Source organism: Erythrobacter cryptus DSM 12079, assembly GCF_000422985.1.
Taxonomy (GTDB): Bacteria; Pseudomonadota; Alphaproteobacteria; order Sphingomonadales; family Sphingomonadaceae; genus Erythrobacter; species Erythrobacter cryptus.
In genome coordinates, this window is sequence record NZ_AUHC01000009.1 from 57961 (window position 1) to 72687 (window position 14727).

Annotated in this window: 15 protein-coding genes and 1 tRNA gene; 4 read left to right on the forward strand and 12 right to left on the reverse strand. The window is 66.4% G+C overall.

Features of this window, described 5'->3' with window-relative positions:
* Positions 1 to 7: 7 nt before the first annotated feature.
* The 9 genes from G524_RS0107080 to aspS all read right to left on the reverse strand — a co-directional run bounded on the left by G524_RS0107080 (position 8) and on the right by aspS (position 7634).
* Positions 8 to 84: transfer RNA gene (locus G524_RS0107080), tRNA-Met, on the reverse strand.
* 117 nt (positions 85 to 201) lie between these two features.
* The gene (locus G524_RS0107085; protein ID WP_027443091.1) at positions 202 to 738 is read right to left on the reverse strand and encodes a 2'-5' RNA ligase family protein; all 537 of its coding nucleotides are present in this window, start codon (positions 736 to 738) and stop codon (positions 202 to 204) included.
* A 13-nt stretch (positions 739 to 751) separates the two neighbouring features.
* Positions 752 to 1717, reverse strand: a complete 966-nt coding sequence (mltG, locus tag G524_RS0107090; RefSeq protein WP_027443092.1) for an endolytic transglycosylase MltG — start codon at positions 1715 to 1717, stop codon at positions 752 to 754.
* A 4-nt stretch (positions 1718 to 1721) separates the two neighbouring features.
* Positions 1722 to 2981, reverse strand: coding sequence for a beta-ketoacyl-ACP synthase II (fabF, locus tag G524_RS0107095; protein WP_027443093.1), 1260 nt, complete (start codon positions 2979 to 2981; stop codon positions 1722 to 1724).
* A gap of 160 nt (positions 2982 to 3141) precedes the next feature.
* Positions 3142 to 3378: an acyl carrier protein gene (locus G524_RS0107100; protein ID WP_027443094.1), complete on the reverse strand. Its 237-nt coding sequence runs from the start codon at positions 3376 to 3378 to the stop codon at positions 3142 to 3144.
* A gap of 99 nt (positions 3379 to 3477) precedes the next feature.
* Entirely contained in the window at positions 3478 to 3987 is a 510-nt protein-coding gene (yfiB, locus tag G524_RS0107105) for an outer membrane lipoprotein YfiB (protein WP_084625087.1), read from the reverse strand.
* The gene (dgcN, locus tag G524_RS0107110) at positions 3984 to 5204 is read right to left on the reverse strand and encodes a diguanylate cyclase DgcN/YfiN (RefSeq protein WP_027443096.1); all 1221 of its coding nucleotides are present in this window, start codon (positions 5202 to 5204) and stop codon (positions 3984 to 3986) included. Before dgcN ends, yfiB begins: the two co-directional genes overlap by 4 nt.
* Positions 5201 to 5734 (reverse strand): regulatory sequestration protein YfiR, encoded by a 534-nt coding sequence (gene yfiR, locus G524_RS0107115; protein ID WP_027443097.1) that lies wholly within the window; start codon positions 5732 to 5734, stop codon positions 5201 to 5203. The genes dgcN and yfiR overlap by 4 nt, the downstream gene beginning before the upstream one ends.
* 103 nt (positions 5735 to 5837) lie before the next feature.
* The gene (gene aspS, locus G524_RS0107120; protein ID WP_027443098.1) at positions 5838 to 7634 is read right to left on the reverse strand and encodes an aspartate--tRNA ligase; all 1797 of its coding nucleotides are present in this window, start codon (positions 7632 to 7634) and stop codon (positions 5838 to 5840) included.
* 179 nt (positions 7635 to 7813) lie between these two features.
* Here aspS and rnd point away from each other — a divergent pair, with 179 nt between their 5' ends.
* Together rnd and G524_RS0107130 are read left to right on the forward strand one after the other, a co-directional pair.
* Complete coding sequence (gene rnd, locus G524_RS0107125; RefSeq protein ID WP_027443099.1) at positions 7814 to 9016, forward strand: ribonuclease D; 1203 nt, start codon at positions 7814 to 7816, stop codon at positions 9014 to 9016.
* Positions 9017 to 9022: 6 nt separating this feature from the next.
* A complete protein-coding gene (locus G524_RS0107130) occupies positions 9023 to 9919 on the forward strand; it encodes a hydrogen peroxide-inducible genes activator (RefSeq protein WP_027443100.1) in 897 nt (298 codons plus the stop codon).
* Between the two features lie 18 nt (positions 9920 to 9937).
* Here G524_RS0107130 and pgsA read toward each other — a convergent pair whose 3' ends face one another.
* Positions 9938 to 10546: a CDP-diacylglycerol--glycerol-3-phosphate 3-phosphatidyltransferase gene (gene pgsA / locus G524_RS0107135; protein WP_027443101.1), complete on the reverse strand. Its 609-nt coding sequence runs from the start codon at positions 10544 to 10546 to the stop codon at positions 9938 to 9940.
* 192 nt (positions 10547 to 10738) lie between these two features.
* On the opposite strand from pgsA, the gene G524_RS0107140 reads away from it, so the two are divergent.
* Positions 10739 to 12058 (forward strand): MFS transporter, encoded by a 1320-nt coding sequence (locus G524_RS0107140; protein ID WP_027443102.1) that lies wholly within the window; start codon positions 10739 to 10741, stop codon positions 12056 to 12058.
* A 12-nt stretch (positions 12059 to 12070) separates the two neighbouring features.
* Here the strand turns inward: G524_RS0107140 and G524_RS15245 are convergent, their stop codons facing one another.
* A complete protein-coding gene (locus tag G524_RS15245) occupies positions 12071 to 12262 on the reverse strand; it encodes a hypothetical protein (RefSeq protein WP_036857605.1) in 192 nt (63 codons plus the stop codon).
* 161 nt (positions 12263 to 12423) lie between these two features.
* Here G524_RS15245 and G524_RS0107150 point away from each other — a divergent pair, with 161 nt between their 5' ends.
* Positions 12424 to 14094 carry a thiamine pyrophosphate-binding protein gene (locus G524_RS0107150; protein WP_027443103.1) on the forward strand — a complete coding sequence of 557 codons (1671 nt, stop codon included), beginning with the start codon at positions 12424 to 12426 and terminating at the stop codon, positions 14092 to 14094.
* A 125-nt stretch (positions 14095 to 14219) separates the two neighbouring features.
* On the opposite strand, the gene G524_RS0107155 is transcribed toward G524_RS0107150, so the two are convergent.
* Positions 14220 to 14627 carry an EVE domain-containing protein gene (locus tag G524_RS0107155; protein ID WP_027443104.1) on the reverse strand — a complete coding sequence of 136 codons (408 nt, stop codon included), beginning with the start codon at positions 14625 to 14627 and terminating at the stop codon, positions 14220 to 14222.
* Between the last annotated feature and the right edge of the window lie 100 nt (positions 14628 to 14727).

The window sequence follows — 14727 nt, forward strand, 5'->3', positions numbered from 1 at the left end:
GCGGAAGTGGTAGCGGAGGAGGGACTCGAACCCCCGACACGCGGATTATGATTCCGCTGCTCTAACCGGCTGAGCTACTCCGCCCCATGGGCCTGCCGGCAGCCCTGTGGCAACCGGCGCGCGGGGCCGCTGTGCGGCTCGCGAGCGGCGCCCTTAGGCCGCTGCTTGGCCGCGGTCAAGCCCGGATCGGCGCGACGCGCCTCAGGCCCCGGGCTTCTCCCGACCACGATAGGTGCAGGCCCTCACCTTCTCCCACGGCCCGCCGCAATAGCGCCACAGCTCGAGCGCGGGAAAGGCAAGGCGCCCGCGCGCGATCCATGGCGCCAGCAGGGGGCCAAGCGCGGCTTGCAGCGCGCGTGCCTCGCTGCGGGCCACCTTGTTCTGGATGGTGATATGCAGGCGCGGCTCGTTGAGATCCTGCGCTGTCAGACTGCCGTGGAAATGCTCGGCAATCACCTGCCGCAGCGCCACGAGCTGGGGCGCGGCGAGCGCGATCGCGGTGCCCTGCCCCAGATCCATCACCCCGCTCACCATCCCTTCGGGCGGGGCAAAGCGCCCGGCAAGGCGCGGGAGATAGTCGGCCAACTCATCGCGCAGCGAAGGGGCAAAGGCGTGAAACAGCGTCACATGGGCATGAAGATGGTTGCGCTCAGGGGGGTAATGCGCGCGCCGCAGCCCCTCGGCAAAGGCGGCAAGATCGGGGGGCAGCGCCGCGGTGAGGATGAAGGGCTGGCCCATCGGCGCCTTCTTGCTACATCTCTCCGCGTTCGCGCCGGATCGCATACCAGCGCGCGACATTGGCATTGTGCTCTTCAAGCGTGCGGGCAAACCAATGCCCGCCGGTGCCATCGGCGACCATGTAGAGCGCATCGGTATCGGCCGGGTTCATCACCGCGGCGATGCTGGCGCGCCCGGGATTGGTGATCGGCCCTTCGGGCAGACCCACCCTGGTGTAGGTGTTGTAGCCATTGACCGCGGCGATCTCGGACTGGCGGATGCGCCGGCCGAGCGGCTTGCCCTGGGTGATGGGATAGATGATCGTGGGATCGGCCTGAAGCTTCATGCCCGCACGCAGGCGATTGGAATAGAGCCCGGCAACCATGGCGCGCTCCTCGTTCTTGCCGGTCTCCTTCTCGACGATCGAGGCGAGGATCAAGGCCTCGCGCATGGTGGACACCGCCACGCGCGGGCTGCGCCGCGCCCATTCCTCGGCGAGCGCCCGGTCCATCGCCGCCTGCATCTCTTCGACAAGGCGCGCGCGCGTCTGGCCGCGCTCGAAGGCATAGGTATCGGGCAGGATCGAGCCTTCGGGCGGCACCGGAATCTCACCGGTGAGCAGCGGTTCGGCCATCAGCCGTTCCCACACCAGGATCGAGGGCATTCCTTCGGGGATGGTGACGAAGCGGCGAATGACATCGCCCGACTGGAAGGCGGCCAGGATCTCGCGCTGGCTCATCCCGGGTTTGAGCAGGAACTCGCCCGCCTGGATCGGCGCGTCCGAGCCGAAGATGCGCGCCTGGAGCAGGAAGCCCGAGGCCGAGGAGATGAGGCCCTGGCTTTCGAGCTTCTCGGCCACCTGCGCAACCGAGGCCCCGGCGGGAATGGTGAAGCTGGTCTCGCGAGTGATGGTTGCCGCGCCCAGCAGCGCCCGGGCCAGCACCAAGGCCGCCAGCGCCGCGGCCACCACCACTAGCAGCAGCGCGCGCGCGCGGGTCACGGCCTCAATCGACCTTCTGCATCACCAGCGAGGCATTGGTGCCGCCAAAGCCGAAGGAATTGTTGAGCACCGCGCGCACCTGCCGCTTCTTGGCCTTGAGCGGGACGAGATCGACCCCTTCGGTGCCCTCATCGGGATCGATGAGGTTGAGAGTGGGCGGCACGATCTGGTCGCGGATGGCAAGGATGCAGAAGATCGCCTCGACCGCCCCGGCCCCGCCGAGCAGATGGCCGATCGCGCTCTTGGTCGAGGACATCGAGGCCCCGCCCAGATCATCGCCCAGCACCCGCTTGACCGCGGCAAGCTCGATCGTGTCGGCCATGGTCGAGGTGCCATGGGCGTTGATATAGTCGATATCGCCCGGGCCCAGCCCTGCCTTCCTCAAGGCCATGCGCATGGCGAGTTCGGCACCCTTGCCTTCGGGGTGCGGGGCGGTGACGTGATAGGCATCGCCGGAAAGGCCATAGCCCGTCACCTCGGCATAGATCCTGGCGCCGCGCGCCTTGGCGCGTTCATATTCCTCGAGCACCACGATCCCCGCGCCCTCGCCCATGACAAAGCCATCGCGGTTCCGGTCATAGGGGCGGCTGGCTTCCTTGGGCCGATCGTTCATGCTCATGTTGAGCGCGCGCGCCTGGGCAAAGCCGGCAATGCCGAGCGGGTTGATGGTGCTCTCTGCCCCGCCGGCGAGCATCACGTCGGCATCGTCCATCGCGATCATCCGCGCGGCATCGCCGATCGAATGGGCGCCGGTCGAGCAGGCGGTGACGACCGCGTGGTTGGGCCCCATGAAGCCATACTTGATCTGCACCTGCCCGGTGATGAGGTTGATGAGGCGCCCATGGACGAAATGGGGGCTGACCCGGCCCGGCCCACGCTCGTGCAGGTTGACGCTCTCATATTCGATCCCCGGCAGCCCGCCGATGCCTGAGCCGATCGAGCAGCCGGTGCGCTCCTTCTCGGCCTCGCTCATGTCGGTCAGTCCGGCATCCTCGAGCGCCTGGCCGGCCGCATCAATGCCATAGACGATGAAGGGATCGACCTGGCGCTGCACCTTGTGATCGACCCGCTTGTCGGGATCGAAGCCCCAGGGATGGTCCTTGGGCTTCACCTCGCAGGCGATGGTGCATTTCTGGTTCGAGGCATCGAAGCGGGTGATCGGCCCCGCCCCGCTCTCGCCAGCGATCAGATTGGCCCAGGTGGTCTCGACATCGCCCCCCAGCGGGGTGACAAGACCAAGCCCGGTAACAACCACACGGCGCATCGATGTTCTCCGACAAGACAACAGGCCCAACCCGGCGAGGGGCTGAGCCTGCCTAGGCCCTCATCCGCGCCCCGGCAATCACGCCGCCGGGGAGGCCAGACGCCTTGTCCCCAGGGGCGCAAGGCGCGCTGGCGCAGACCTGTGGGCAGGGGTGATGGGCTTAGCCCTTGTGTTCCTCGATATATTTGGTGGCATCGCCAACGGTGGTGATCTTCTCGGCCGCATCATCGGGGATTTCGACGCCGAACTCCTCCTCGAAGGCCATCACCAGCTCGACGATGTCGAGGCTGTCGGCGCCCAGATCGTCGATGAAGCTGGCATCCTGCGTGACCTTGTCGGCTTCGACGCCGAGGTGTTCGACAACGATCTTGGCCACCCGTTCGGCAGTGTCGCTCATGGTATTCCCTCTTGGACTGGGTTTAAAGTTTCGCCCGCCCTAAAGAAGGGCGCGGGCAAGCGCAAGGCTCTGCCTTTTGATAATGATTGATCGTCGTCCTCACCACCGCAGCGCGTCACCCGGGGTGACGATGATCACCACGCGACGATTCTGGATTCGGCCCTCGGGATCGTCGTTGGATGCGATCGGATCGCTCTCACCCAGCGCCAAGACCCGCATCCGTCCAGCCTGAAGCCCACCGGCAACCAGGGCGTCGCGCACCGCCTCGGCGCGCCGTTGCGAGAGGCGCAGATTGTACTCCGCGCTGCCCTCGGCCGAGGCGTGCCCCTCGATCGCCGCGCCGGAAATGCCGACCTCGGCAAGCTGGCGCGCCAGATCGCGCAGCATCGCCTGTTTGGGCGGTTCGATCTCGCTGCTGTCATAGCCGAACAACAGACGGTTGTTGATGCTCAGCAAATAGCCTTCCTCGCCCGCAACAAAACCATTGCGTTCGAGCACCTTACGCTGGGCGGCGGAAAATCCCGGTGCGGGAATGGTCTGACATGCCGCCAGCCCCAGCATGGCCGCAAGAACCAGCAGCTCACGACGGTTTGGCTGAGAGCAGTTCATGATGCAATTTCTCCGCGTTTCTGGCGATACATCCGGCTGTCAGCCACCCGCATCAATTGCTGCAAGGTCTGACCATCATCGGGAAATATCGCATGGCCAACGCTGATGCCAATGTGGAGGCGCGCCTCCTGAGTCACTGTCACCGGGGCGGAAGTGGCGCCGATGAGCGCGCCGCGCGTACGCGCCACCAAGGCTGCGGCATTGCTGGTTTCGCACACCATTGCAAATTCATCGCCGCCGAGGCGGAAGACGCTATCGGGGTCCTGCGCCACCGAACGCAGCGTATCGGCCACGTGGCAAAGGGTGAGATCGCCGATATCGTGCCCATGGGTATCGTTGATCTGCTTGAAGCTGTTGCAGTCGCAATAAAACACCACCACCTGTCCGCCGTTCGTCGCCACCTTGGATATCGCGGCAGTCAGATACTTTTCGAACCGACCGCGGTTGCCTAACCCGGTCAGCGGATCGCGATCCACCCGCCTTGAAAGCTCGGCATTCTCTGTCGACAAGGTCTCCTGCCAGCGCTCAAACTCGGTCAACAGGAGGTTGAAATCCTTGGCGAAGTGATCGATCTCGGCGATCCCGGGAGGCTCCAGACGCCGGGACAGATGGCGGCGGTGAATCACATCGTCGGCAATCTCGACGATACGATCAAGCGGCGCGGCCACCGCTTCTTCCAGTCGGCGTGCCAGCAACCGCGTGGCGATCACGGTAATCCCGAGACAGGCCGATGCAATCACCAGGCTGGCGAGCGTGTAGCGATAGATCGCCCCCAGCCCGCCGGCCACACGCACTGTCCCGATCACCTTGCCGCGGAAGACGATCTGCCGTTCAACCGGTGCAAGTCCCAGCCATTGCGCCGTAACCGCCCCCAGATCAGATGGATCTGCGACCTCGCGATGCCAGCGCAGGAAGGTCTGGCCAGCACCATCCCTGATCTCCACCCAGGCGATGTTGTCATTGGAAGCCAGCCGTCCCAGCATCTGTCGGGCAGCTTCGCGATCATCAAACACCAGGGCAGGCTCAACCGTATAGCTGAGCGTCTGTGCAAGCAGTGCTACATTCTGCTGGGCATAGGCCCGCAGCGCGAACAGGCCGCTGATCAGCAGCGAGAAAGAGGCGAGGATCACTGCCAGCAGCACCAGTTGCAAATGCCCGCGCGCAAGCAGCTCGCGCAGGGCGGGAGCTGGTTGCTTGCGGACCGGTCGACCGATCATCGGCTGTCTCCCCCTGAAAGTCTGAGCACCCGAGGATCAATCCGCACCTGCGAGCGCGAGACCGCATCAATGTTAAGCCGGAACGAGAGCGTCTGCGCCTCGAACAGCAAGCAGATCATTGCCCGGCTGCGGCAGGCGGGATCGTTCTCGGCGATCGTGAGCACTGCACCATCCTGCATCCGCGCCGTCACCTTGCGCTGCTCGTTGATGCCTAACCGACCAATATAAACGATCTGGCACTCTGCAGGCGTCGCGCGATCGGGGCTGCGCCCAACGACCTCTACCCCGATCTCGGCGACCTCTCGCCCCTTCAAGAGGTCGTCGGCATGATCGGTTGGTCCCACCACGCAGGCCCGCAAATGCCGCGGGTTTCCGGGCCAGCGGCTGTATTGCACGATCGCGCGCACCATGCGCGCGACCACCGCACGATAAGGATCGGCATCGTTGTCGAGCGGCATCCCGACAGGTACGGGCTGGCTTTCGGCAGCAAGTGCCAAGGCGATCAGCCATGTGGGCGCATTGGTCAGCATGCCTCCCGCTCTTTCCCCATCGACCGTTCAGCCCTCCCTCCCGGGGCGCAGCCATACGACTCCTGCCTCATCGCCCGTGCGCTCCCATCCGATCGCCAAGGACTCAACTGGACTGGCCATCCTTGGCGACAGGCGCCACCACCCGCAGGTGGAGTTCGCGCAGCGCCTTGGGCTCGGCCGGGCTGGGGGCGCCCATCAGCAGATCCTCGGCGCGCTGGTTCATCGGGAAGAGCGAGACCTCGCGCAAGTTTTTCGCCCCGCACAGCAGCATGACGATGCGATCGACCCCGGCGGCCATGCCCCCGTGCGGCGGCGCGCCATATTGGAAGGCGCGGTAAAGCCCGCCGAAGCGCTCCTCCACATCCGACCGCGAAAGCCCCACGATCTCGAAGGCCTTGACCATGGTTTCGGGGCTGTGGTTGCGGATCGAGCCCGAGGCGATCTCGTAGCCGTTGCACACAAGGTCATATTGATAGGCCTTGATGCTGAGCGGATCCTCACTGGTGAGCGCCTCGAGCCCGCCCTGCGGCATCGAGAAGGGATTGTGCGAGAACTCGATCCGCTGTTCCTCCTCGTTCCACTCGTAGAAGGGAAAGTCGACGATCCAGGCCAGCGCAAAGCGGTTTTCATCGACAAGGCCAAGCTCCTCGCCGATGCGGATACGCGCAGCGCCAGCGAGCTTGGCCGCGTCGGCTTGCTTGCCCGCGGCGAAGAACAGCCCGTCGTTCTCGCCCAGGCCAAGCTCGCCGTAGAGCCGCGCCATGCCCTCGGCCCCGTGGTTCTTGGCGATCGGCCCGCCGAACTCGCCGCCCTTGCGGGTGACATAGCCAAGCCCGGCATAACCCTGCGAGCGTGCCCAATCGTTCATGTCGTCGAAGAACTTGCGGCTCTTTTCATGCGTGCCCGGCGCGGGGATGGCGCGCACCACCCCGCCCGAAGCAACGATCTTTTCAAACAGGCCAAAGCCCGACTGCGTGAAGTGATGCGAGACATCGCTGATGATGAGCGGGTTGCGCAAATCGGGCTTGTCGGTGCCGTATTTGAGCATCGCCTCCTCATAAGGGATGCGCGGGAAGGCGCCCGCCGGCGTCACGTGCTTGTCGCCGGCAAAGGCAGCAAAGGTGCCCTGAATGACAGGCTCCATCGTCTCCCACACTTCTTCCTGGGTGACGAAGCTCATCTCGAGATCGAGCTGGTAGAACTCGCCCGGCAGGCGGTCGGCGCGCGGGTCCTCGTCGCGGAAGCACGGGGCGATCTGGAAATAGCGGTCAAAGCCCGCCACCATCAGCAACTGCTTGTATTGCTGGGGCGCCTGGGGGAGCGCGTAGAACTTGCCCGGGTGGATGCGGCTCGGCACGAGAAAGTCGCGCGCGCCTTCGGGGCTGGAAGCGGTGAGGATCGGCGTTGAAAACTCGTTGAAACCCGCCGCCGCCATGCGCGCGCGCATGTCGGCGACGATCGCCACGCGGGTCATGATGTTGCGGTGCAGGCTCTCGCGCCGAAGATCGAGGAAGCGGTATTTGAGGCGGATGTCCTCGGGGTAAGGCTGCTCGTCGGCCACCGGCATGGGCAGCTCCTCGGCGGCACTTTGCACCGTGACGCTGCGGGCGAAGACCTCGATCTGCCCGGTGGCAAGGTTGGGATTGACGGTTTCGGCAAGGCGCGCCTTGACCTCGCCCTCGATGGTCACGACGCTTTCGGCGCGCAGGCCCTCGAGCACCGGGAGCGCGGCGCTGTCGCCATCGGCCACGATCTGGGTGATGCCATAGTGATCGCGCAGATCGATGAACAGCACCCCGCCATGGTCGCGCTTGCGGTGGATCCAGCCCGAGAGGCGGACGGTCTGGCCGACTTCGGCCAAAGAAAGCTGTGCGCAAGTGTGCGTGCGGTAGGGGTGCATCTAAACTCTTGTCCTTATCGCGGCTATGACGCTAGGGCGCGCGGGCGCGGCATTGCCAGGGCCATGGGGCCTGGCGACCGCGCGCTAACAGGGGAAGCCTTGCGCTTTGTCAAGCGGCGCGGGCGCAAACCGGGTTCATTCCCGAGGGCGGCACTCCGCCCGCAAGAGCACAAGACGAGATGAAGATCCACCCGCTGATCACCACCACCGAGGCCCTCTCCGACCTCTGCGACCGCCTCGCCAAGTCCGACTTTATCGCGGTCGATACCGAATTCATGCGCGAGAACACCTATTGGCCCGAACTGTGCCTGGTGCAGATCGCCAACTCCGAGGAGGCCGCCGCGATCGATCCGCTCGCCGAGGGGATCGATCTGGCCCCGCTGCTCCACCTGCTGACCGAGAACGAGGAGGTGCTCAAGGTCTTCCACGCCGGCGGGCAGGATGTCGAGATCATCGTCAACATGACCGGCAAGACCCCGCACCCGATCTTCGACACGCAAATCGCGATGATGGCAATCAGCCAGTCCGAACAGATCGGCTATGCCAACCTGGTTGAAACCTGGCTGGGCCTCACCATCGACAAGGGCGCGCGCTTTACCGACTGGAGCCGCCGCCCGCTGACCGAGCGGCAGATCGAATATGCCATTGGTGATGTCACCCACCTCGCGGCGATCTTCCCGCGCATCCTCAAGAAGCTGATCAAGACCGGGCGCGGCGCCTGGCTCGATGCCGAGATGGAAAAGCTCGCCGATCCGGCCAACTACCTCACCGATCCCGGCCAGGCGTGGAAGCGCATCCGCCAGCCGGGGCGCAATCCCCAGGTGCTCGGCCGGCTCAAGGCGCTCGCCGCCTGGCGCGAGGCCGAGGCCCAGCACAAGAACATCCCCCGCGGGCGGATCATGCGCGATGAGACGCTGGCCGATATCGCCAGCCACCCGCCCAAGGTGCAGGCTGACCTTGCCAAGGTGCGCGGGCTTTCGGCGGCGTGGAAGGACAACGACATCGGCAAGCGGCTGATGAAGGTGCTGGCCGAGGCCGAGCCGCTGCCCAAGGAGGAAATGCCCGAGAAGGTCAAGCAGGGCGCCCCGCTCGGCCGCGAGGGCGCGCTGGTGGCCGATCTGCTAAAGCTCCTCCTCAAGATCCGCGCGCGCGAGATCGACGTCGCCCCGCGCCTGCTCACCCGCGCCGATGAGCTTGAGGCGCTGGCCTCGGGCGTGCGCAACCTGCCGGTGCTCGAAGGCTGGCGCTACGAAGTGTTCGGCAAGGACGCGCTCGAACTCGTCGAGGGCAAGCTCGCCTTCGCGGTCGAGAAGGGCAAGCTCAAGATGACCCATATCGACGAGGTGCTGGGCCAGGCGCCCGATGCGCTGGCGGCGGAATAGGGCCCGGTGACCACTTACCTTCCCACCATCAAGCAGCTGCAATATCTCGTCGCGCTGCACGAGCACGGCCATTTCGGCAAGGCAGCCGAGGCGAGCTTTGTCTCGCAATCGACCCTTTCGGCCGGGATCCGCGAACTCGAATCGCTGCTCGGCGTCACGCTGGTGGAACGTTCGCGCCGGGTGGTGCGCTTCACCGCGCTGGGCGAACAGGTGGTGGCCAAGGCCGGCCGGCTGCTGCGCGAGGCCGAGGAGCTTGCCGATCTGGTGCAGGCCGCGGGCAAGCCCTTGTCGGGCGAATTGCGCATGAGCGTCATCCCCACCATCGCCCCCTTCCTGCTGCCGCGCATCCTGCCGCGGCTGAAGCGCGAGCGGCCTGACCTCAAGCTGATGCTGCGCGAGGAGACCAGCCAGGACGCGCTCGAATCGCTCCATCACGGGCGGGTCGATTGCGTGCTGCTTGCCCTTCCCTATGACACCGGCGATGCCGCGCTCGCCCACATCGCCGAGGATCGCCTGTTCGTGGCCTTCCCCGCGGGCGATCCGCGCGATCCGCCGCCCTCGATCAAGCCCGAGATGATCGACCAGGGCCGCTTGCTGCTGCTCGAGGACGGGCATTGCCTGCGCGATCACGCGCTCGCCGCCTGCAACCGCACCGAACTGAGGGCCAGCGCCAGCGTGATAGGCACGAGCTTGCACACCCTGGTGCAGCTGGTCGACAATGACCTTGGCCTGACCATGCTCCCTGAAATGGCCTTGAAGGCCGGGATCCTCACCGGCACGCAGGTTGTTGCCCGCCCGGTGGACAGCCCCACGGCCAAGCGCGAAATCGTGCTCGCCTGGCGCAAGAACTCCCCGCGCGAGGCCGATTTCCAGCTGCTCGCCGAAGAACTGCGCGCCGGCTGATGCCCGCGCCGCGCGCCGTCAATCCATGTGCTTGAGGCCGACGCGCAGATAGTCCCACCCGGTGATGCAGGTGAGCACCGCCGCCGTCCACAGGCTGATGAGGCCCACCAGGTGCACCCAGCTTTCGCCGATCGAGCCGCAGCCCTCGCCCACCGATTGGCACGGCGGCCCATGCACCGCCCCGCCGAGGATCAGCGCGCCCAATGCCACCAGCTGGAAGGTGGTCTTCCACTTGGCCAGCCGCGAGACCGGCACCGAGACCTGGATCCCGCCCAGGAACTCGCGCAGGCCCGATACCGCGATCTCGCGCACGAGGATGATGAGCCCGGCGATCACGTGGACATCCCCGGCATAGGGCCCGCGCAGATAGCCCTGTGCGGTGAGCACCAGGATCACCGCGGCGACCATGATCTTGTCGGCGATGGGATCAAGGAAGATGCCGAGCTTCGAGACCGTCCCCTGCGCGCGGGCGAGATAGCCATCGAGAAAATCGGTGAGCGCGATCACGCAATAGAGCACGAAGGCAACCAGATAGCCCAGCCGCCATGCGGGCCACCACAGGAAGAAGGCGAGCAAGGGCACCGCGAGGATGCGCGAGAGCGTGAGGAGATTGGGCAGGCTCGACATGGCGCGCGGCTGGTCTAGCGCGGCTGGCGAGGCGGCAAAAGCCCCCGCCGCTGCGCCATCCCCGGCCCTGGCCGGTCTCGGCGCCTGCGCCGCACCCTGCCCCACCCCGATCGCTCTGCCCCTTGTCTCGGCGCACCTGCGCGCTATGGCCGCCGGGAAAGCCACCCGCACTCAGGCAGATCAGCCCCGCCCATGACCACCTCGACCCGCCTGATGCGCCAGCGCCGCTTCCTGCCGCTGTTCCTCACCCAGCTTCTGAACGCGCTCAACGACAACCTGTTCAAGAACGCGATGGTGCTGTTCGTGGTCTATCAGGTCTATGATTCCCCGGCGATGGAGACCTTCGTCAGCGGCATCGCCACCGCGGTCTTCGTGCTGCCCTTCGTGCTGTTCTCGGCCACCTCGGGCCAGCTTGCCGACATGCGCGACAAGACGAAGATCATCCGCTGGATCAAGTTTGCCGAGATCATCATCATGGCCGTGGGCGCAACCGGGCTGGTGCTCGCCGCGCGCGGGATCGAGGTTGAGACCCTGGCGATCCCGCTGATGTTCACCGCGCTCTTTGCCATGGGGGTGCATTCGACCTTCTTCGGGCCGATCAAATACGCGATCCTGCCCCAGCACCTCCACAAGGACGAGGTGCTGGCCGGCACTGGCCTGGTCGAGGCGGGCACCTATGTCGCGATCCTCGTCGGCATGATGCTGGGCGGGGCGCTGCCGATCATGGCGAGCACCGTGGCGGTGATCGTGATCGCGCTCATCGGCTATGGCGTGTGCCGCTTCATCCCCCCCGCCCCGCCCGAGACCAGCGAGCGCAAGGTGGACTGGAACCCGATCCGCGCCTCGCGCGCGCTCATCGCCTTTTCCATGGGCAATCTTGAGCTGCGCTATTCGGTGCTGGCGATCAGCTTCTTCTGGGCGATCGCGGCGATCCTGTCGGTGCAGTTCATCCCGCTCGCCAAGAACCTGCTGCTGGCTGACAAAGAGGTCGCCGCGGTGATGCTGGTGGCCTTTTCGGCCGGGATCGCGATCGGCTCGGTCTCGATCAATGCGCTGCTCAAGGGCGATATCTCGGCGCGCTATTCGGCCCCCTCGGTGCTGGTGCTGGCGGGGCTGCTCATCAGCTTCTACCTCTTGTGCCGCAGCTGGAACCTTGCGCCTGCCGCGGGCGGCTTGTTCAGCGTCGGCGAGTTTCTCGCCCAGCCGCTGGCGCTGGTGCTGATCGCCAACCTCTTGCTGATCGCGGTGGCGGGGGGCATGTTCGTGGTGCCGCTCTATGCCTTCCTCACCACCCGGGTGGCAACGTCCGAAGCCTCGCGCTCGGTTGCGGCCAACAACTTCATTTCCTCGCTGTTCATGGTCGCGGGCGCAGGGATTGCCGGGGGGCTCGGCTTTCTTGGCATTCCGCTGGCCGAGCAATTGCTCTTGAGCCTGGTGCTGTGCGGCCTCTCGGCGGTGCTGGCGCGGCGGCTCCACGCGCTCGAGGCGCTGCGCGCCCCCGAGGCGGCCTAGCGCATTTGCGCCCTAGAGGATGAAGGCCAGCACCGCCGCGGTGGTGGCGACATAGGTGCTGGCCACCCCGCGCATATCGGCCATGGTCAGCCGCCACAGGCTTTCGGCCGGGATCGGGATCAGCTCGGCCTTGACATGCGGCGGCAAAAGCCGGCGGAACCAGTGGCGGGCGCTCTCGTCGGTGAGAACCAGGCTGCGGCGCATGGGCGACTCTCCTGTTGTCCTTTTCCGCCAGTTTTAAGACTTTCTTAACCCTTGCAAACGGTCTGCGGCGAGGCTGTCACAGGCTGAGACAGGCCGCATTTGCGCCGCCGCGCCGGCGCGGCTAGAGCCGCTCGACGCCACTGATGACGGGAGAGACGCGCATGTCCGATAGCCCCACAAGCGCCGCTGCGCTGCTGGTCGATTGCCTGATCGCGCAGGGGTGCGAGCGGATCTTCACCGTGCCGGGCGAGAGCTTCCTTGCCGTGCTCGATGCGCTGGTCGAGCGGCCTCAGATCGATCTTGTCACTTGCCGGCAGGAAGGCGGGGCGGCGTTCATGGCCGCGGCCGACGGGGCGCTGACCGGGCGGCCCGGGATCGCCTTCGTCACCCGCGGGCCCGGCGCCACCAATGCCAGCATCGGGGTGCACGTGGCGCATCAGGATTCGCAGCCGATGATCCTGTTCGTCGGCGATGTGGCGCGCCCGATGCAGGGGCGCGAGGGCTTTCAGGAGATCGATTTTCCCGCCTTCTTCGCGCCGATCGCCAAGTGGGCCGCGCGGATCGACGATCCGCAGCGCATCCCCGAGCTGGTGGCGCGCGCCTATGCCGTGGCGATCAGCGGGCGGCCCGGCCCGGTGGTCCTCGCCCTGCCCGAGGACATGCTCGCCGAAGCCGTGCCCGCCAGCCTTGCCCCGCGCCCGATGGTGCTGCGCCCGGCCCAGGCGGTGTGCCCCGATGCCTTGGCCGCGCTGCGCGATCTCATCGCCGATGCGGCAAGCCCCGTGGCGATCATCGGCGGGGCCGGGTGGAACGCCAAGGCGCGGCACTATTTCCAGCAATTTGCCGAAAGGATCGGCCTGCCGGTGGCGACCGCCTTCCGCCGCCAGGATGCGATCGCGCCCGACAGCCCGGTCTATGCCGGCAATCTTGGCTATGGCCCCAATCCCAAGCTGGTCGAACGGATAAGAAATGCCGATCTCATCCTCGCCGTGGGCGCACGGCTGGGCGAGGCGACCACCGAAGGCTATACCCTGCCCAGCCCCGATCACCCGGGCCAGGTGCTGGTGCATGTCCACCCCGATCCCGAGGAGCTGGGGCGGGTCTATCGCACCGATCTGGCGCTGTGCTGCAGCCCCGATGAGTTCGCCGAATGCGCCGCGCTGTGGGACACGGGCGCGATCATTCCCTTTGGCGCCGGGGCCGAGGCGCACCGCGAATGGCTGGAATGGGCGACCCCCAGGCCATCGGGCGCGGCGCTCGACCTTGCCTCATGCGTGGCTGCCATGCGCGAGGCCCTGCCGGCCGATACGATCCTGTGCAACGGGGCGGGCAATTTTGCCGGCTGGTGGCACCGCTACTGGCGCTACAGCGCCTATCCCGGCCAGCTTGCCCCGACCTGCGGGGCGATGGGCTATGGCCTTCCCGCCGCGGTGGCCGCGGCGCTGCGCTTCCCCGAGCGCTGCGTGGTGGCGCTTGCCGGTGATGGCGATTTCCTGATGAATGGGCAGGAACTTGCCACCGCGGCGCAACATGGGGCCAACCTTCTCGTGGTGGTGGTGGACAACGGCGCCTATGGCACCATCCGCATGCACCAGGAGCGCGAATATCCGGGCCGGGTTTCGGCCACCACGCTTTCCAATCCCGATTTCGCCGCGCTCGCCCGCGCCTTTGGCGGCTGGAGCGCGCGGGCCGAGACCACCGAGGCCTTCATCGCCGCGCTCACCGAGGCGAAGGATCGTCCCGGCATCCGCCTCATCCATGCCGTGACCGATCTTGAACACATTGCCGCGAGCGGGGCGACCATCAGCGGCCTGCGCTCGCGGCCAGGCTAGGCCGCGCGCGGCCGGGCAAGGCCCCGGCGCTCACCCACCTCTCGCCCGGCTTTGGCATGGCTCTGGCGCCGCTTTGCCGGTGTTTTCGATGTTTCACGTGAAACAGACCGGGGGGGCTTGCCCCCTCAGGCGCGGCCCATGGCGCAGATCACCGCCCATTCCTCTGGCGTCACCGGCGAGACCGAGAGGCGCGACTGGCGGATGAGCTGCATCTGGGCAAGCCGCGGCTCGGCCTTGATCGCCGCAAGGCTCACCGGGCGGGCAAAGCGCTCCTTGGGCTTCACCTTCACCGCCGCCCACTTGCCGGTGGGATCGGTGGGATCGGTGATCCCGGCGACGCTGATGGTGCAGATGCCGACGATCTCCAGCCCCTCGCGCGAATGGTAGAAGAAGGCCTCGTCCCCCACCTGCATCGCCGCAAGATTGTTGCGCGCCTGATAATTGCGCACCCCGTCCCAGGTGCCCTCGCCCTCGGCGACCAGATCGTCCCAGCTGTATTTGAAGGGTTCGGACTTCATCAGCCAATAGGCCATGTCTTCGCCTGCTCCTGTGCCTGCCTTTCGGCCCGGCGATAGCCGCTCGGCCCCGCCCGCGCCAAGCCCTGCACGACGAGCTTGCGAGGCCGCGGCGGAA